The organism is Vibrio sp. TRT 21S02 (assembly GCF_050113675.1).
Taxonomy (GTDB): Bacteria; Pseudomonadota; Gammaproteobacteria; order Enterobacterales; family Vibrionaceae; genus Vibrio.
The window spans coordinates 68,222-86,714 of sequence record NZ_JBNJOI010000012.1; the positions used below are offsets into that span (position 1 = coordinate 68,222).

An 18,493-nucleotide genomic window follows, 5' to 3' on the forward strand; every position below is an offset into this window, starting at 1 on the left:
AGAGGTGAACTCATGGAACGAGTCGGTATTATTCAGATGACATCTGGTCCAGACCCTCAGAAAAACTTAATGTGGATTCGACAGCAGGTTGCGGAATTGGCAGCTAAGGGTGCGAAGTGGGTACTTACCCCAGAAAATGCATTGGTTTTTGGACAAACGCAGGACTACCACCGTCATGCTGAGCCACTTGGTCACGGTGAACTGCAACAACAGCTTGCTCAAATAGCCAAAGAGTACAATGTTTGGTTATTAATCGGTAGCATGCCAATACGACGAGATAATGGTGTGACGACCACGTTATTAGTGTTTAACAGCAATGGTCAATTGGTTGAGCATTATGACAAGCTGCATATGTTTGATGTGGATGTTGCAGATAGCCATAAGCGTTATCGTGAGTCGGATACATTCACCGCGGGTAACCGCATTGTGGTTTGCGATACACCATTTGCGACACTAGGCATGAGCATTTGTTATGATGTGCGTTTTCCCCCGCTTTATTCTGAGCTTGTTCGGCGGGGAGCGCAGATTTTACTCGTCCCTGCAGCTTTTACTGCTGTCACGGGGAAAGCGCACTGGCAAACCTTATTACAAGCAAGGGCGATTGAGACGCAATGTTGGGTTGTGGCGGTCAACCAAACCGGAACACATCCTTGTGGGCGAGAAACATGGGGCCATTCTATGGTGATTGACCCATGGGGCCGTATTGTTTTGCAGTTAGGTGGTAGTGTCGAAAGCCAAGTAGTCGATATAGACTTAAAACAAGTAGATGAGGTCAGAGCCGCAATGCCGGTAGACCAACATTCAAGATTTCAGAATCAATTCCAGATAAGAGCAGAGTATGACAATTAATCAGGTTGAAGAGGCATTACTGAGCCCGGCAGGTTTGACGGAGCAGGATGTAGCGGATACGTTAGCGAGTATCGCCACCCGTCAGATCGACTACGCTGATATTTACTTCCAATCCAGTTGGCATGAGTCATTGGTATTGGAAGATAGCATTATTAAAGATGGCTCTTTTAACATCGATTGTGGTGTTGGTGTCCGTGCTGTGACGGGAGAAAAAACCGGTTTTGCATATTCTGATCAGATCCAGCTTGAAGGCTTAAAACAGAGTGCAATTGCTGCTCGCGGTATTGCGCAGCAGGGGCAAAATGGCCAGCTTCAAGCATTCAGACGTACAGATAATCAGAGCATTTATGGTGCGGTGAACCCACTTGAATGCTGGCAGAAAGAACAGAAAACCACACTATTGAAAGAGCTGGATGCGTATATTCGAACCAAAGAGCCTTTGATCAAAGAAGTGTCAATCAGCTTAAGTGGTGTGCATGAGCAAATGCTGGTTGCTGCAACCGATGGGACTTATGCTGGGGATATTCGCCCGCTTGTTCGCCTATCAATCAGTGTATTAGCGCAACGTGGTGAACGTCGAGAAAGAGGCAGCGCTGGTGGTGGTGGCCGCTTTGGTTATGATTTCTTCCTGACAGAAATGGATGGGATGAACGTTGCCTATCAATATGCTGATGAAGCGATTCGGATGGCTCTGGTGAATCTAGAAGCGGATGCGGCACCCGCAGGAGCGATGCCTGTCGTATTGGGTTCTGGTTGGCCGGGTGTTTTACTGCATGAAGCCGTTGGTCATGGTTTAGAAGGTGACTTTAACCGTAAAGAGTCATCCGTATTCAGCGGTAAAATCGGCCAGAAAGTGACGTCTGATCTGTGCACGATTGTTGATGACGGCACACTCAAAGATCTGCGTGGCTCGTTAAACCTTGATGACGAAGGGGTACAAGGCAAATACAACACCTTAATCGAAAATGGTGTTTTGAAAGGCTACATGCAAGATAAGCTCAATGCCCGCTTAATGGGAGTTGCACCGACTGGCAACGGGCGACGTGAATCTTATGCGCATCTGCCTATGCCACGTATGACGAATACCTATATGCTGCCAGGTCAGCATGCGCCTGAAGAGATCATCGCTACAGTGAAAAAAGGCTTGTATGCACCAAACTTTGGCGGTGGACAAGTGGATATCACGTCCGGCAAGTTTGTGTTCTCTACGTCTGAAGCTTACTTGATTGAAGATGGTAAGATCACGCGCCCAGTAAAAGGGGCAACGCTGATCGGATCTGGTATTGAAGCGATGCAGCAAGTTTCCATGGTAGGAAATGACTTAAGTCTTGACCGCGGTGTCGGTGTGTGTGGTAAAGCTGGACAAAGTGTCCCTGTCGGTGTGGGTCAGCCAACATTGAAACTCGATTCAATTACGGTAGGCGGAACCGAGTAAATCGCCTAACCAGAGCTGAATAAAAAAGCTGCGAATTCGCAGCTTTTTTCAGTTAAATACCATCTCGCTCGATAGGGCAACTCATGCAACGCGCGCCGCCACGACCACGTCCGAGTTCATTCCCCGGAATGGTGAGCACTTTGATCCCTGCTTTATCGTATTTCTCATTGGTATAAACGTTACGCTCATAACCAATTACAACGCCGGGTTTAACCGTTAACACGTTGTTGGCATCATTCCACTGCTCACGCTCAGCTTCATAGTTGTCACCACCTGTCGTGATGATCTTGAGATAATCCAAGCCCAACGCTTCTTCGATAGCATGAACGTAGCTGGAGACCTGCTTCACTCTCATCTCGCCATCTGATTTTGGTGTCAGGCGCCATGTTTCGAGGTCCTTTCTCATGATCTCTGGGTAGACCGAGAAGGTATCAATGTCCATATGAGTCATGACGGTGTCTAAATGCATGCAAGAACGATGCTTTGGCAGACTTACGGCAATCACTTCTTTAGCTTGGCCGTGTTTAAACAAATTAGCCGCCAAGTTCTCAACACCTTGTGGCGTAGTTCGTTCTGACATACCGATTAGGACGGAGCCTTTACCTATGACTAATACGTCGCCGCCTTCAATATTGGCATTATCATAGTGAAGATCTTCATCCCCGAAATACTTAATAAAATCTTGCCCTGCAAAGACAGGGTGCCAGTGATAAATGGCTCGTAGATGGTTTGTTTCACGCTGACGAGCGGGTTTCATCATTGGGTTTAGTGAAACTCCGCCGTAAACCCAGCAAGAAGTATCGCGAGTGAATAGGTGGTTTGGTAATGGCTCTATGACGAAATCAAGTGGACGATGCATATGGGGGAGCATTGAAGCCGATTTAATTGGCAGTTCTGAATAAGCCAAGCCACCGAGTAAAACGGTTGCTAAATGCTCGTTGTCCATATCTGCAAGGTATCGACGTAAGTCTTTGGCAAAAGTTGGGCCGTAACGGAAATCGGAAATCTGGGTATTTAGTAGCCATGTTCTAGCTTCAGAAACCTCAAGAGTTTCAACCAGCAGATCATGCAGCAAGAGTACCTCAACACCTTGTTCGCGCAGTGTATTGGCAAACTTATCATGCTCCTCACCAGCGGCTTCGACAGCCAGTACATCATCAAATAAAAGTTCATGACAGTTTGATGGGGTGAGATGGGTGAGAGCGCGCTCCGGGCGGTTTAATAAAACTCGGCGTAATTGGCCGACTTCTGATCCAACGTACAACTTACTCATATTGCATCCTTACAATTTGTTCAATGCGTATTTATGACAAGCTTGAAGCAAAGTTGCAAGCTATGGTTATGGATTAAACTACTGCTGCTTTTTGGTTGGTTGGTTTTAAAATCTGTAATATTTACAATGGCAGGTTATTTTTCTATTTTAATGATATTTGAAGAAGGAACTGGAAATGCGTCAGTATTCTATCGGAAACAATCAATCTGCTTGTGGAATTTCGCTTTAATAGTGAATGACTATTCATTTATTTGCGAGGAAATGTGCCCTATCTTTAATTTCTATTCATCCTGTTCATTTACATGATATGCAGTGGTTCATCATAAAAACGCACTCCTACTTATTAGTGAATATTGGCTACTTATAACAGATCATGCTGAATTACTGAGTTGAAACTAAATTGTTAATTTTTTGTATTTGTGACATCAATAGTGATGGCTATCGCCGCTTAGGATCAGAAAAGATCTATTCACGGCAGGGTTATGGTGGAATTTTGCCGCGATCCATGCCATATTTCGACGCGTCGAATAATGATCAACCTGACCCTATCCGGAGCAATACTTATGTCTCACGAAGATGAGTATCTATCAGTCGAAGAATTAATTGAGATTCAAAAAGAAGACACTCGCGATATTATCCAGGCTCTGCTTGAAGATGGCAGTGATCCTGATGCGCTCTATGAGATTGAGCATCACCTATTTGCAGAAGACTTTGATACGCTGGAGAAAGCGGTTGTTGAAGCATTCAAAATGGGTTTTGAAGTGTTGGAAGCGGAAGAGACAGAAGACGAAGACGGTAACAAACTCCTGTGTTGTGATGCAACAATGCAGTCTGCGCTAAAAGCAGAAGTGATTGATGAACAAGTCGAGAAGCTAATCAATCTCGCAGAGAAATACGACATCATTTACGATGGCTGGGGCACTTATTATGAAGGCGAAGATGCCTTGTACCCAGAAGAAGATGACGAAGAATAAGCCTTCGTAACGAATTAGAAAACCAGCTTCGGCTGGTTTTTTTGTGCGTGGATTGTGTTACTACCATCAATGGAATAATAGGGCTACCTATATGCTCATTGATTCAATATAATAGCCCATCTTTGATCTAGCTCAATTTTTTATCATGCAATTATCTCTTGCTGGCCTTTGGCAACTTTCCCCCTTAACCGACCTATCTCTCCCTCAAGGAGATCTGACTTTTCCTGCGCCATTAAGTCAAATCCTCCCAGATACTGTGAGTGAAGCAGAGGTTGCCGCGCAAGAATGGCATTTAATGCATGACATTGAGGTAGACGATACGTTGCTCAGCTTTGCTGCGATTGATCTGGTACTAGCCGGAATTGCTTATCATGCTGAAGTTCGCGTTAATGGTGTTGCTGTTTTTGATTGCGATGGCAGTCAAAATGAATACCGTAAAGATATTCGTCCTTACCTTCAATTGGGGCGCAACCGTTTTGAAATTCTCTTTCTTGAAGAGGAAGAAGATTGGTTGATCGAAGCAAGTGAGGAGCAAGACAAGCTGTGCTTGCTAGGTGAGCAGAGTGATACGGGCTCTGAGTCGAGAATGGGTATTTGGCAAGCTCCATATTTACAATGTATCCGCCACATAAGGCTAGAACATGTCACGACTGAGCAGATCTGGCATCATGGTGGTGGGTGTGAGTTCTTAGTCGATTTGCATTACACCACCTACTCACCAGGTTTGGTTTCTGCGTCGGTGAAATTCAATGGAATGACTTATCACTTGCCTATTGATGTGCGTGCTAATCAGGCTAGCGCACTTTTTCAAATCGAAGCGCCTATTTATTTCAATGCCAAAGAACCATCTCCCGATTCCTTGTATCGATTAGATGTCACTCTTGATGGGCAAGAGCGACATTTTAATGTGGGATTGAGCGAAGACTGTTGTGTGATTCATTATCCATTGTGACTTAATGGCTGCATGCGATAGGCATTGGTGATTGTGGGTGCTTACGTTGCCAAATTTTCTCATGGAAATAGTAGGCACAAGTGTTAATTGCAGGCTCAATGGACGCCATGATACCGCCAACAAAAAGATCCCCAGTCATCAGGTATGCCACGCCAAAAGCGACAGAGAAGTGAACAATAGCAAAGCTACCTGTTTTCACTTTTGCTGAACCAGCCAAATTTTGAAGGGGTTTAGCTTTACTCCAGAGTTGCTCGTGGAAATAAAAAGCGACGGTGTTCACCATAGGTTCGATCATCGCAATTAGGCTACCGATAATGAGGTCACCCGTCAGTACATACGCAACCGTGAAGGCAATAGTAAAGTGGATAGCGGCAAAATTGAGTGTCTTTTTCATGGTGTAACCTAATCGTGTTGTCTTCGATGAGGTTATTATTGAGAATTATTCTCATAGATGGAAATGGCTACTATCGATATCTTTAATAGGCGATACCTATTGAAAAGGCACCGTATGGTGCCTTTATTTGTTTTGGTTTAGCCTTGAGGTTTGACGACAAAAACATTGATTGGCGAGTTTTGCACGACTTTACTGGCGACTGAGCCTAGTACCACCTTATCAAGCTTAGAACGCTTGTGGCTTGGCATTACAATCAAATCGGCACCTAACTTTTCAGCGTATTCCAAAATGGTGCTATATGGTTTTCCTTCAGCAACATGCGTTTTGTAAATTACATTTTCATCAATATGAGAAGAAGCAAACTTCTTCAATTGATTCTGTACGTCTTGTTTCATTTTTAGTGCTGCATCTTTTGGAAAGTATGTAGCGACCATCGACATGTGAATACCTGGCAGTACCGTCAGCAAATGGATTTCTGCATTTGAATGCTTTGCTTGCCAAACAGCGTGTTTCACCGCTTTATCTGAAAAGCCTTGATCGTTTAGATCGACAGGAACAAGGATCTGCTTATACATTTGTTTTCTCTTTGTTATATAAGGAAGGAAACCTTCCTTTTGCATCCTTTAGTAAGTGTAGTCTCACCACCGTAAATTGGTGGTGAGACATGGCTCTGTTACGCGCTCAATTGTTCCTTTCGAGCTCGTCGTTTCTGGTTGAGTCCCATGGCGATCAAAATCAATAGCGCAGGGATAAAGACCCATTCCTTCATTGGCCTTTCTGCTTTCTGTACTATCCACTTGATTTCCCAATCAAAGTCAATTCCAGACGACTCTGCTGGGCTACCAAACTCAACCATATCGACGATCATTCTTCCTTCATTCTCCGTTAGCATGAGGCCCATCGAAGCGATACGTTGATCCGCACTTGTTGCCTCATCACTGAATGGTAATCGTACCGTTTTTTCGACGTAGTCCCCTTCGAGGTTTTCTCCTGCGACACGTAGTTCAAGAGATTGTCCTACATCGAGCGTTTCGGTAACTTGCGCTATCTCAACACCTGGTAAAAGGTTTTTGGCTGGATAGATCATGTCCCACCAAAAACCTGGTCGGAAGAAGGAGAACGTCAGTACCAGCAGTAAGAGAGTTTCCCACCATTTATTTTTAGTAAACCACCAGCCTTGTGTGGCGGCGGAAAAGATCAACATAGCTATAATGGAGGAGATCACCGTAAGAGCTAAGTGCCACCAACTATCAATCCCCATCATGAGTAGCTGGGTATTGAAAATGAACATAAATGGCAAAATAGCCGTACGAATGTCGTAGGTAAAACCTTGGATACCCGTTCGGATTGGATCGGACTTAGCAATTGCAGCGGCAGCAAAGGCGGCAAGGCCGACGGGAGGTGTATCATCAGCTAGGATCCCGAAGTAGAACACAAATAGGTGTACTGCGATCAGAGGGATGATCAAACCATGCTGAGCCCCCAGAGTAACAATGACCGGGGCCATAAGCGTCGAAACAACGATATAGTTGGCAGTTGTCGGCAGACCCATACCTAAGATCAAGCTGATCACTGCGGTGAAGAGCAGCATCAGGAAGATACTACCACCGGAGATAAACTCAACGAAATCAGTCATAACAAGGCCAATACCCGTCAATGTTACAACACCAACCACAGTGCCTGCTGCTGCAGTAGCAACACCAATACCAATCATGTTGCGTGCGCCGGACACCAAGCTCTCCGCGAGATCGACAAAGCCGGCTTTAGTTTGCTCAGCTAACTTCCCTTCTTTGGATAATAGGGCGATCAGCGGACGCTGGGTGAGCAAAATAAAAATCATAAAGACGGTTGCCCAGAATGCCGATAAACCGGGAGAGAAACGTTCGACGGTCAGACACCACACCAAAACCACGATTGGCAGTAGGTAATGAAGACCAGATTTAATTGTTGGGCCTGGATCTGGCACCTCAGTGAGTTCTGCATCTATCTCAATTGCCCCATCTTTTGTATGGTTTGCCGATATTTTGATTAAACCCACATAGGCAAGGAGTAGGGCAACGGTAACAATTGATGTTGCTGCATCACCAAAGACATCTTTGGTCCAGCCAACACCGTAGTAGACCAGTGCACTGATGATACACAAGCCTAAAATGGTTCCGGTAAACGAAAGCAGGCTTTGGATAAGTGTTGGATTGTGGCGACGAGGAAGCCCGGTCATACCCGCTTTACACGCTTCCAAATGAACAATGTAGATCAAAGCAATGTAGGAGATAAGTGCCGGTAACAGCGCAGCCTTGATCACTTCAACGTATGATATTCCGACATACTCAACCATAAGGAAAGCGGCTGCCCCCATGATTGGTGGTGTAAGCTGACCATTGGTTGATGCGGCGACTTCAACAGCGCCGGCTTTGGTGCCGGGGAAGCCGACTCGCTTCATTAATGGAATGGTAAATGTGCCGGTGGTAACAACGTTTGCAATCGATGAACCAGAAACCAAACCTGAAAGCCCGGAAGCCACAACGGCTGCTTTTGCTGGACCACCTTTCATATGGCCAAGAAGGGAAAAAGCGACTTTGATGAAGTAAGCGCCTGCACCAGCGCGTTCTAGCATGGCACCAAATAAAACGAATAAGAAGACAAATGATGTCGAAACTCCAAGTGCAACGCCAAATACCCCTTCCGTTGTCAGCCATAGGTGTGACATTGCTTTGTTTAAGCTTGCCCCTTTGTGTGCAATAACATCAGGCATGTGAGGTCCGGCAAAGGTATACAGAAGGAACACTGCTGCCACTGCCATTAAAGGAGGGCCTAATGCACGTCGAGTTGCTTCCAAGAGCAACACCATACCGATGACGGCAATCACGATGTCTGGGGTAGTTGGTGCACCTGAACGTCCAGCCAATTCAGCATAGAAAATGTAAATATAGGCGGCAGAAAAACTACCTGCAAATGCGAGTACCCAGTCAATAATGGGGATATGATCGCGCGCAGAGTGCTTTAGGGCTGGGTATGCGGTGAAGGCGAGAAAAACGGCAAATGTAAGATGAATGGCTCGCGCTTCTGTGTCATTTAGGACACCAAAATTGAAAATAAATGGTAATGGAGAGGCGTACCAAAGTTGGAATAATGACCAGCAGAGTGGTACAAACCACAGGATACGGCCAGGGATTCCTTGTGGATTACGTGCGCCAGTATCTGCCTGAGCTACCATTTCTTGCACATCTTGCGACGGAGTTGTTGTCTGCGACATGTACTTTATCCTTGTTATATGTGGCTCTGTTGTGTTTATTGCTGCTGTTTACTTGGCATCTTTTCAGTGTAGTTCAGTTGAAAGAATGCTCAATTTCAGCTTTTTCTTAGAAATATTCGATGGTGGCTATCAAACATGAAGCCATATGAGATATGTCGTTAAGCTCATCCCTGAGTGGGAGAACTACGCAAGGAAGCATTTGCTTCCTTGCGTTATGAGATTACTTAAGAAGGCCTGCTTCTTTGTAGTATTTTTCTGCACCTGGGTGAAGAGGGATAGAAAGACCTGCTTTCACCATGTCCTCTTTTTTCAGGTTTGCAAATGCTGGGTGTAGACGTTTAAACGTATCGAAGTTTTCGAATACAGCTTTAGCGACGTTGTACGCCACTTCGTCAGAGACATCTGCAGTCGTTACCATTGTTGCTGCAACACCAAAGCTGTTCACATCTTTATCAGTACCGCGGTACATACCTGCTGGAACTGTGCTGTAAGCGTAGTATGGGTTGTCTGCTACGATCTTGTCGATCTGTGGGCCTGTGGCAGAAACAAGTTTCGCGTCACAAGAAGTTGTTGCTTCTTTGATCGAACCATTTGGGTGGCCAACCATATAGATGAATGCATCAATTTTGTTGTCACACAATGCTTGTGAGCGCTCAGAGCCTTTTAGCTCAGAAGCCAGTTTGAAGCTTTCGTTTGTCCAGCCCATCGAATCCATGACAACGCCCATGGTTGCGCGGTCGCCTGAGCCTGGGTTACCGATATTGACACGTTTACCTTTCAGGTCAGCAACATTTTCAATGCCTGAGTCTGCACGTGCAATGATGTTGAATGGTTCAGTGTGCAATGAGAATACTGCACGAAGCTTTTTATACGGGCCTTGTTCTGCAAACTTACTTGTTCCGTTATACCCATGATATTGCCAGTCAGACTGTACGATACCAAAATCCAGTTCACCAGCACGGATAGTATTTACGTTGTAGATTGAACCACCAGTCGACTCCACAGAACAACGGATATTGTGTTCTTTGCGGCCTTTGTTGACCAATTTACAGATTGCACCACCAGTTGGGTAGTAGACTCCGGTCACTGAACCAGTACCGATAGTGATGAATTCCTGAGCGTTTACCGCTCCTGCACCCATTACCGCTGCAGCGATTGCGCCTACTTTAATAAGTTTGTTAAATGCCATGAATTTCCCTTCCTTTATTCATTCTTAACCCCATAGCAAGTGTAGTTGCTGTGGGAGTTTCCTCTCTCGGAAACGGCATCTTTTTCAATCCGTATGTTGAAAAAGTGGCTGAATAATACCAAAAAATCGGCACATAATTATATTTTTGTTAAAAATTGTAGCGATTTTGTCTAATTATACATCATTAACCTAAAGCAAGGTCGCTTGTTAAAGTTCTTTAAAAACAATTGGTTAATTATTAATGGCTATCAAAGAGAGGTTTTTTTGAAGATGTGATATGAGTCACGTCATTATATTGGCGTGACCCATAAATGAAATGAAGAGTTGGAGTGTTATCCTGCGTATTCAAACAGGTCACACACCGAACTGAAAAGCTGATCAGTTGTAATATTCATGGTTGGGGTAATGAAAATAGTATCGTCCCCCGCAACAACACCCAAAATCCCTTCTGCTTTACCTAACGAATCAAGTAAACGAGCGATAAGTTGAGCGGCACCCGGTCCGGTATGAATGACAACGAGTGCATCATTGTGATCAATATCCAACACTAGCTCGCGTAATGAACTTGATACTGTTGGAACACCAAGCTCTGCCGGTAGGCAATAAACCATTTCCATTTTGGCATTACGAGTACGTACTGCGCCAAACTTAGTGAGCATGCGAGAAACTTTTGACTGATTGATATTCTCAAAGCCTTCGTTCTTCAAGGCATCAACAATGTCGCCTTGAGAGCCAAATCGTTCTTCTTTTAGTAGGGCCTTGAAAGCGCGAACTAGGTTATCTTGTTTTTCTGAATTGCGCATGGTTCTGTTTCAACCGTAATTGATATAACGAAGTGAATATTCTCGCATAGCTATGCATCAACCGCCAAACCATAGGCTGAAATCTGTCTACGGCATCACTGTAAACCAATTGCGAAAAATGAGTTTTATCATTACTTAACTCTTTGTCAGTAAAGATAAATCAGGTGATAATGCTCGTCGTATTGTGGCACGTATTCATTGAGTTGCGCGAGGTCGCAAAGCTGACGTTAATTGATTGTAATCAAGTTGTGATTACTATAGCGTTGGGTGTACGTGATTAAAAATTACCCTACTACTTATAAGAGAGATCCATCTCAAGGAGAACTACGATGAAAGTAGCCGTTATTGGTGCCGCTGGTGGCATCGGTCAAGCCCTAGCTCTGTTACTTAAAAACCGTTTACCTGCTGGCTCTGATCTAGCGTTATATGACATTGCACCTGTGACTCCGGGTGTTGCTGCTGATCTTAGCCATATCCCAACACCAGTTTCGATCAAAGGTTACGCTGGTGAAGATCCGACTCCAGCGCTAGAAGGTGCAGATGTTGTACTTATTTCTGCTGGTGTTGCTCGTAAGCCGGGCATGGATCGTGCGGATCTATTTAATGTAAATGCTGGCATCGTAAAATCTCTTGCGGAAAGAATTGCTCAAGTATGTCCAACTGCTTGTGTTGGTATTATTACTAACCCAGTGAATACAACAGTGCCAATTGCTGCTGAAGTATTAAAGAAAGCAGGTGTATACGATAAGCGTAAACTATTTGGTGTCACCACACTGGACGTGATTCGCTCTGAAACATTTGTAGCAGAGCTGAAAAATAAGGATCCAGGTGACATCCGTGTTCCTGTGATTGGCGGTCACTCAGGTGTGACAATTCTTCCACTACTATCACAGGTAGACGGTGTAGAGTTTACTGCTGAAGAAGTTGAAGCACTGACTAAGCGTATCCAGAATGCAGGCACGGAAGTGGTTGAAGCAAAAGCAGGTGGCGGTAGTGCAACTCTATCAATGGGTCAGGCGGCTTGTCGTTTTGGACTTGCTTTAGTTAAAGCACTACAAGGTGAAGAAGGTGTGATTGAATGTGCTTATGTAGAAGGTGCGGGTGAACACGCTCCTTTCTTTGCACAACCTGTGAAGCTTGGTAAAGATGGTGTCGAAGAAGTATTAAGCTATGGTGAGCTAAGTACTTATGAGCAGGCTGCGCTTGATGGCATGCTGACGACATTGACTGGTGATATCGAGATTGGTGTAGAGTTCGCGAAGTAATACGCCTATGACAGCCCAATAGCTAAAAAGCCGACCTAATGGTCGGCTTTTCTGTATTAAGTCATATAGAAGCGGTAGCCATGAGAGGTTACTTCGCTTTAATAATAGAGGAGACTATTTACTACGATGGACAGCTAAGTGCGCCAGAGTGATTAATGCCTCTTTATATTCTGACTCTGGTAATACTTTGAGCTCAGCAATTGCTTTATCGGCTTCCAAATAGGCTTTCTGACGAGTGTATTCTAGTGAACCTGTTTGTTCCATTACGGCTAGAATATCATGCAAGCGTTCCATACCGTTGGCTTTTTTAATTGCTTCACGGATCATTGCTGCATTCTCTGCTGATGTATTTTGCATCGCATATAAAAGAGGCAGTGTCGGTTTTCCTTCTGCCAGATCATCCCCGACATTTTTACCCATCTCATCGCCATCAGATGTGTAATCCATCACATCATCGATCAGTTGGAATGCCGTACCTAGGTATTTTCCGTAATTTTGCAGTGCTAACTCTACCTCATCAGAAGCGTCAGTCAGGATGGCACCAATTTGTGTTGCCGCCTCAAACAAACGAGCCGTTTTTGAGTAGATCACCTGCATGTAGCTTTCTTCAGTCGTATCTGGATCATTGCAGTTCATTAACTGCAGCACTTCACCTTCTGCTATGACATTTACTGCATCACTCATCAGCTTAAGGATCTTGAGCGATCCTAACTCTGTCATCATTTGGAATGAGCGGGTATAGATGAAGTCTCCAACTAATACACTAGCTGCATTACCAAAAGCAGCATTGGCGGTCGCCTTGCCTCTACGCATGTCAGATTCATCGACAACATCATCATGTAATAAGGTTGCTGTATGGATGAACTCTATAAAGGCAGCCGCTGTAGTATGGTGAGTGCCTTGATAGCCTAATGCTCGAGCAGAGAGTATTGCCAATAAAGGTCTAAGACGTTTGCCTCCGCCACTGACGATGTAAAAACCGAGTTGATTGATTAGAGATACATCAGAATTGAGTTGGGCTTGAATTGTTTCGTTCACTTTTGCCATGTCATCGGCAGTAAGCGCTTGGATAGCTTTAAAATCCATTGTACTTCCGGCTGAGGTTAGAACCTGTCAGGTATTCTTATCTTCTTTAGTTACTGAATAATACACTAAAAAACGTTGATTAATACATTGTTAAAGGGCATGATTGCCGCACTTTTCTTTGGCGATTAGCTTTTCGCCAATTTTTTCAAAATATGGCTTGTCATAGGGTCGACCTTTCTGTAGAATCTGCGCCCTATTGATGATTAGTTTAGCGCACACCCAAGATGCACAAAAATTATGCATAAGGCTGTGCGGAAAAAGCGGAGTAAGATATGTACGCTGTTTTCCAATCTGGTGGTAAACAACACCGTGTAAGCGAAGGTCAAACTCTTCGTTTAGAGAAATTAGACGTTGAAACTGGTGCAACAGTTGAATTTGATAAAGTTCTTCTTGTAGCTAACGGTGAAGACATTCAAGTTGGCGCTCCTCTTGTTGAGGGCGGCAAAGTGGTTGCTGAAGTAGTACAACACGGTCGTGGCGATAAAGTTAAAATCGTTAAGTTCCGTCGTCGTAAGCACTCTCGTAAGCAACAGGGTCACCGTCAGTGGTTCACTGAAGTGAAAATCACTGGCATCAACGCTTAATCGATTAGGAGAGTTTAACAATGGCACACAAAAAAGCTGGTGGTTCTACTCGTAACGGCCGCGATTCAGAAAGCAAACGTCTAGGTGTTAAGCGTTTCGGTGGTGAATCTGTTCTTGCAGGTAACATCATTGTTCGTCAACGTGGTACTAAATTCCACGCTGGTAACAACGTAGGCCTTGGTAAAGACCACACTCTATTTGCTCTAACTGACGGTAAAGTTAAGTTTGAAGTAAAAGGTCCTAAGAACCGTAAATTCGTAAGCATCGAAGCTGAGTAATTTTACGTTTCTAGCTGAATTCAAAAGCCCTGCCGATTCGGCAGGGTTTTTTATTTATGCAAGAACCAATACTAAGGCACTCTGATAAGAGTCCCTCAATATTTGTTCCAAGTAGCAGGACGATCAAGGATCAAGGTGATCGATCTGAAAGTGGGATCTGCTAGAATTTATATCATTCACTTTTCCTAATGAGATAGGGAGAGCTGAGATGATATTTGCAACGCAGCTATGTAAATAGCAAAAGGGCGGAGTAAGAGATGAAATTCGTTGATGAAGCGGTAGTTAAAGTTCAGGCTGGCGATGGCGGTAACGGTGTTGTTAGTTTCTGGCGCGAAAAGTTTGTTGCCAAAGGTGGCCCAGATGGCGGTGATGGCGGCGATGGTGGTGATGTTTACATCCAAGCTGATGAAAACCTTAACACTCTAATTGACTATCGTTTTCAGCGCTTCTATGAAGCGGAACGCGGTGAGAATGGCCGCGGTGGTAACTGTACTGGTAAGCGTGGTAAAGACAAAGTACTTCGTGTTCCTGTAGGTACACGTGCTGTTGATATCCACACAAATGAAATCGTAGCGGAAGTCGCTGAGCACGGTAAAAAAATGATGGTCGCGAAAGGCGGCTGGCATGGCTTAGGTAACACGCGTTTTAAGTCTTCTGTAAACCGAGCACCGCGTCAAAAGACGATGGGTACCAAAGGTGAAGTGCGTGAGCTGCGCCTAGAGCTTCTGCTACTAGCAGATGTGGGTATGCTAGGTTTACCTAATGCGGGTAAATCGACATTTATCCGTGCGGTCTCAGCAGCAAAACCTAAAGTTGCTGATTACCCATTTACCACTCTTATCCCAAGCTTGGGTGTTGTGAGTGTGGTTCCAGAGAAAAGCTTCGTTGTTGCGGATATTCCTGGCTTGATCGAAGGCGCTGCAGATGGCGCTGGCCTTGGTATTCGTTTCTTGAAGCACCTTGAGCGTTGTCGCGTGTTGCTGCATATGATCGACATCATGCCAATCGATCAAACGGATCCGATTGAGAATGCACTAACGATCATTGATGAGTTAGAGCAATACAGTGAAAAGTTAGCCGATAAACCTCGTTGGCTGGTATTCAATAAAGTAGATTTGATGCCAGAAGATGAAGCGGATGAAATCATTCAAGGTATTCTTGATGCCCTTGGTTGGGAAGATGAATATTTCAAGATTTCAGCAGTGAACAAGCAAGGCACAAAAGAGCTTTGTTATAAGCTTGCTGACTTTATGGAAAACCTACCTCGCGAAGAGGAAGAAGTTGCTGAAGAAGATAAAGTAAACTTCATGTGGGATGACTACCATAAAGATGCCATGTCAGGTAATGACGTGATCACTGAAGATGATGATGACTGGGATGATTGGGACGATGAAGAAGATGACGGCCACGTTATCTATGTCCGTGATTAATCACTATGAATAAAAGAGCCGCATTTTTGCGGCTCTTTTTCGTTTGTATCAAAACTTTATTCAACAATTTGCATCAAAATATCAAGATTCTTAAAGGAGTTAGGAAGGATCATGATTTCACAGCAGCGAGCAGTCTCGCGTTTTATTGCTCAATCGGGCCAAATGTTATTAGCTCATGGCGCAGAAAGTACATTGGTGGGTGATATTATGCGCCGGATCGGTATCGCCAGTGGTATGGACGAAGTTGAGGTGTCGCTCTCCGCCAGTTCACTGGTTGTAACGACCGTCAATAATGGTCATTGCATCACTACAGCAAGACGTAGCCCAGATCGTGGTATCAACATGCGAGTGATCACTCAGGTTCAACGTATTTGTATTATGTTGGAGCGGGGAATTATTGATTATTCAATGGCACAACATAAGCTGAATCAGATCAGTCCAGAGCGCTATAACCGGTGGTTGGTGGTCTTGATGATCGGTTTGTCTTGCGCAGCATTTAGCCGTTTAGCGGAAGGGGACTGGAGTGTGTTTGGCATGACATTTCTTGCGTCGGCATGTGGTATGGTTGTTCGACAAGAGATTGGTCATCGACACTTTAACCCACTACTGAATTTTGCTGCCACTGCTTTTGTGACCACGATTATTTCTGCTCAAGCGGTGATCTATCACATTGGTAATTCACCTTCTGTGGTGATGGCCTCCTCCGTGTTAATGCTTGTCCCAGGCTTTCCGTTAATTAACTCTGTTGCCGACATGCTCAAAGGGTATATCAATATGGGAATTGCTCGTTTTGTCATGGCAAGTCTGCTTACCTTAGCAACTTGCTTAGGGATTGTGGCGGCGATGAGCCTTGTTGGTGTGTGGGGGTGGTAATGATGGAGCTTCTATTTGGACTAATAAATGACATGTTATTTGCCGCGATCCCTGCCGTTGGTTTTGCTTTGGTGTTCAATGTGCCGAAAAATGCTCTGAAATATTGTGCGATTGGTGGGGCATTAGGGCACGGCTCTCGCTACTTGATGATGCATTTTGGCATCCCAATTGAATGGGCGACATTTTTTGCTGCGACGGTGGTTGGCATGATTGGCGTTCATTGGTCACACCGTTTTCTTGCACACCCTAAAGTGTTCACCGTGGCATCATTGATCCCAATGGTCCCGGGGGTTTTTGCGTTTAAAGCGATGATCGCTTTGGTAGAGTTAAATCATCAAGGGTATAACCCCGAGTTGGTTGCAATGCTGTTTGAGAACTTTCTTAAAGCGATGTTTATTATTGCTGGTTTAGCAGTTGGTTTAGCGATGCCAGGGCTGCTATTCTATCGCCGTCGTCCTATTGTTTGATGGATTTATACAGGAAAGAGAAATGATCATCAGTATGATTGCCGCGATGGCAGACAATCGAATTATTGGCAAAAATAATGAAATGCCATGGCATTTGCCGGCAGACTTTCAATGGTTTAGACGTTGCACTATGGGGAAACCTGTAGTGATGGGACGGAAAACCTATGAATCAATCGGTCGCCCGCTGCCTGGACGAATGAATATCGTATTAAGTCGTGATGCTGAATTGGAAATTGATGGGGTGACGTGTGTGACATCCATTGATGAAGCAATTCAAGCGGTGGGAGAAATCGAAGAGTTGATGATCATTGGTGGTGGGGCGATTTACCAAGCCTGTCTACCTATGGCAAATAAGCTTTATCTGACCCACATAAATGCGAATCTCGACGGTGACACTCAGTTCCCACAGTGGGGCACTGACTTTAAAGAAAGCTACTCTGAAACATATAGTGCCGATGATAAAAATGCTTACGATATGCGTTTTGTCATCTTAGAGAAGTAAGGCGAGTTTACTCGTTAAGAGTGGCGTGAACAGTAAGGGTTGATGTGGTTGATCAACCCTTTATTTGTTCTCTAGGCAGCTGGCTGCACAAAGTACTGCTTATCCTCCCAGCGCAACATGGTAAGATCGCCTCCCCAAACACAGCCAGTATCTAAGCCTATTACTTCAGTATTTTGATAACCTTCAAGTGCAGCCCAATGACCAAATAATACGGTCTTTTCGAGTAGAATGCGTTGTGGCAGTTGAAACCATGGCATCAGTGTATGATCGGTGAGTTGCTGTGGTGGCAGCTTACACTCCATATCTAAGCGGGCATCAAGAAAGCAAAAGCGCATTCGGGTGAATGCATTGATGATGTATCGGTAGCGCGCTATCCCTGCTAGACCCTCTTCCCATCGATCTGGTTGGTTACAGTACATGTTCTCAATTAACCAAATCCATTGTTCGCTCTGCAGAAGAGCTTCGACTTCTCGCGCTGCGCTGCGGGCCGTGTCTAAGTTCCATTGCGGAGATATTCCAGCGTGACACATCACAAATTCATCATGCTCTTGAAGAAGCGGCTGATGCCTCAACCATTCAAGTAAGTCATGTTTGTCTGCTGCATCTAAAATTGGAGCGGTTTTGTCTTTGTCCTTTACTCGGTGAATACCGAGTGAGACAGCAAGAAGATGTAGGTCATGATTGCCAAGAACAACTTTGGCACTTGCACCAAGTGACTTAATAAAACGCAGCGTTTCTAAGGATTTATTTCCTCTTGCCACTAAGTCACCCGCGACCCAGAGCGTATCTTTATTTGGGTCGAAATCTGCTTGTTTTAAGAGCAACTGAAGTTCATCAAAACAACCTTGAATATCACCGACAATGTAGTTAGCCACAAATCACTCCA

At 44.7% G+C, this 18,493-nt stretch carries 19 protein-coding genes; 11 read left to right on the top strand and 8 right to left on the bottom strand.

Annotation, left to right across the window (positions count from 1 at the left end):
* Positions 1-12: 12 nt before the first annotated feature.
* Together ACQEXU_RS15670 and tldD are read left to right on the top strand one after the other, a co-directional pair.
* Positions 13-849 (top strand): carbon-nitrogen hydrolase family protein, encoded by an 837-nt coding sequence (locus ACQEXU_RS15670; protein WP_427011531.1) that lies wholly within the window; start codon positions 13-15, stop codon positions 847-849.
* Positions 839-2,284, top strand: coding sequence for a metalloprotease TldD (gene tldD / locus ACQEXU_RS15675; protein ID WP_427011532.1), 1,446 nt, complete (start codon positions 839-841; stop codon positions 2,282-2,284). The genes ACQEXU_RS15670 and tldD overlap by 11 nt, the downstream gene beginning before the upstream one ends.
* Positions 2,285-2,336: 52 nt before the next feature.
* On the opposite strand, the gene arcA is transcribed toward tldD, so the two are convergent.
* A complete protein-coding gene (arcA, locus tag ACQEXU_RS15680) occupies positions 2,337-3,557 on the bottom strand; it encodes an arginine deiminase (RefSeq protein ID WP_427011533.1) in 1,221 nt (406 codons plus the stop codon).
* Positions 3,558-4,120: 563 nt separating this feature from the next.
* On the opposite strand from arcA, the gene rraB reads away from it, so the two are divergent.
* Positions 4,121-4,531, top strand: coding sequence for a ribonuclease E inhibitor RraB (rraB, locus tag ACQEXU_RS15685; protein ID WP_367988085.1), 411 nt, complete (start codon positions 4,121-4,123; stop codon positions 4,529-4,531).
* A gap of 145 nt (positions 4,532-4,676) precedes the next feature.
* Positions 4,677-5,483 (top strand): glycosyl hydrolase 2 galactose-binding domain-containing protein, encoded by an 807-nt coding sequence (locus tag ACQEXU_RS15690; RefSeq protein ID WP_427011534.1) that lies wholly within the window; start codon positions 4,677-4,679, stop codon positions 5,481-5,483.
* A gap of 1 nt (position 5,484) precedes the next feature.
* Here ACQEXU_RS15690 and ACQEXU_RS15695 read toward each other — a convergent pair whose 3' ends face one another.
* The 5 genes from ACQEXU_RS15695 to argR form a co-directional block, all read right to left on the bottom strand.
* Positions 5,485-5,877, bottom strand: coding sequence for a DUF2061 domain-containing protein (locus ACQEXU_RS15695; protein ID WP_427011535.1), 393 nt, complete (start codon positions 5,875-5,877; stop codon positions 5,485-5,487).
* Between the two features lie 137 nt (positions 5,878-6,014).
* Positions 6,015-6,452, bottom strand: a complete 438-nt coding sequence (locus tag ACQEXU_RS15700) for a universal stress protein (RefSeq protein WP_367988088.1) — start codon at positions 6,450-6,452, stop codon at positions 6,015-6,017.
* A 98-nt stretch (positions 6,453-6,550) separates the two neighbouring features.
* Positions 6,551-9,130 (bottom strand): TRAP transporter permease, encoded by a 2,580-nt coding sequence (locus tag ACQEXU_RS15705; protein ID WP_427011536.1) that lies wholly within the window; start codon positions 9,128-9,130, stop codon positions 6,551-6,553.
* A gap of 220 nt (positions 9,131-9,350) precedes the next feature.
* The gene (locus ACQEXU_RS15710) at positions 9,351-10,319 is read right to left on the bottom strand and encodes a TAXI family TRAP transporter solute-binding subunit (protein ID WP_367988090.1); all 969 of its coding nucleotides are present in this window, start codon (positions 10,317-10,319) and stop codon (positions 9,351-9,353) included.
* 332 nt (positions 10,320-10,651) lie between these two features.
* Entirely contained in the window at positions 10,652-11,122 is a 471-nt protein-coding gene (gene argR / locus ACQEXU_RS15715; RefSeq protein ID WP_367988091.1) for a transcriptional regulator ArgR, read from the bottom strand.
* 329 nt (positions 11,123-11,451) lie between these two features.
* Between argR and mdh the strand changes: the two genes are divergently transcribed.
* Positions 11,452-12,387: a malate dehydrogenase gene (gene mdh, locus ACQEXU_RS15720; RefSeq protein WP_427011537.1), complete on the top strand. Its 936-nt coding sequence runs from the start codon at positions 11,452-11,454 to the stop codon at positions 12,385-12,387.
* Between the two features lie 114 nt (positions 12,388-12,501).
* Here mdh and ispB read toward each other — a convergent pair whose 3' ends face one another.
* On the bottom strand, positions 12,502-13,473 hold the full coding sequence (gene ispB, locus ACQEXU_RS15725) for an octaprenyl diphosphate synthase (RefSeq protein ID WP_427011538.1): 972 nt from the start codon (positions 13,471-13,473) through the stop codon (positions 12,502-12,504).
* A gap of 272 nt (positions 13,474-13,745) precedes the next feature.
* Here ispB and rplU point away from each other — a divergent pair, with 272 nt between their 5' ends.
* The 6 genes from rplU to folA all read left to right on the top strand — a co-directional run bounded on the left by rplU (position 13,746) and on the right by folA (position 17,607).
* The gene (rplU, locus tag ACQEXU_RS15730) at positions 13,746-14,057 is read left to right on the top strand and encodes a 50S ribosomal protein L21 (RefSeq protein WP_006074830.1); all 312 of its coding nucleotides are present in this window, start codon (positions 13,746-13,748) and stop codon (positions 14,055-14,057) included.
* A 20-nt stretch (positions 14,058-14,077) separates the two neighbouring features.
* Positions 14,078-14,335, top strand: a complete 258-nt coding sequence (gene rpmA / locus ACQEXU_RS15735; protein ID WP_004401772.1) for a 50S ribosomal protein L27 — start codon at positions 14,078-14,080, stop codon at positions 14,333-14,335.
* A 257-nt stretch (positions 14,336-14,592) separates the two neighbouring features.
* The gene (gene cgtA / locus ACQEXU_RS15740; RefSeq protein ID WP_427011539.1) at positions 14,593-15,765 is read left to right on the top strand and encodes an Obg family GTPase CgtA; all 1,173 of its coding nucleotides are present in this window, start codon (positions 14,593-14,595) and stop codon (positions 15,763-15,765) included.
* 111 nt (positions 15,766-15,876) lie between these two features.
* Positions 15,877-16,638, top strand: a complete 762-nt coding sequence (locus tag ACQEXU_RS15745) for a threonine/serine exporter family protein (protein WP_427011540.1) — start codon at positions 15,877-15,879, stop codon at positions 16,636-16,638.
* Entirely contained in the window at positions 16,638-17,105 is a 468-nt protein-coding gene (locus ACQEXU_RS15750) for a threonine/serine exporter family protein (RefSeq protein WP_427011541.1), read from the top strand. Before ACQEXU_RS15745 ends, ACQEXU_RS15750 begins: the two co-directional genes overlap by 1 nt.
* 22 nt (positions 17,106-17,127) lie before the next feature.
* Positions 17,128-17,607, top strand: coding sequence for a type 3 dihydrofolate reductase (gene folA, locus ACQEXU_RS15755; protein ID WP_427011542.1), 480 nt, complete (start codon positions 17,128-17,130; stop codon positions 17,605-17,607).
* Between the two features lie 71 nt (positions 17,608-17,678).
* Here folA and apaH read toward each other — a convergent pair whose 3' ends face one another.
* Positions 17,679-18,482, bottom strand: coding sequence for a bis(5'-nucleosyl)-tetraphosphatase (symmetrical) ApaH (gene apaH / locus ACQEXU_RS15760; RefSeq protein ID WP_427011543.1), 804 nt, complete (start codon positions 18,480-18,482; stop codon positions 17,679-17,681).
* Between the last annotated feature and the right edge of the window lie 11 nt (positions 18,483-18,493).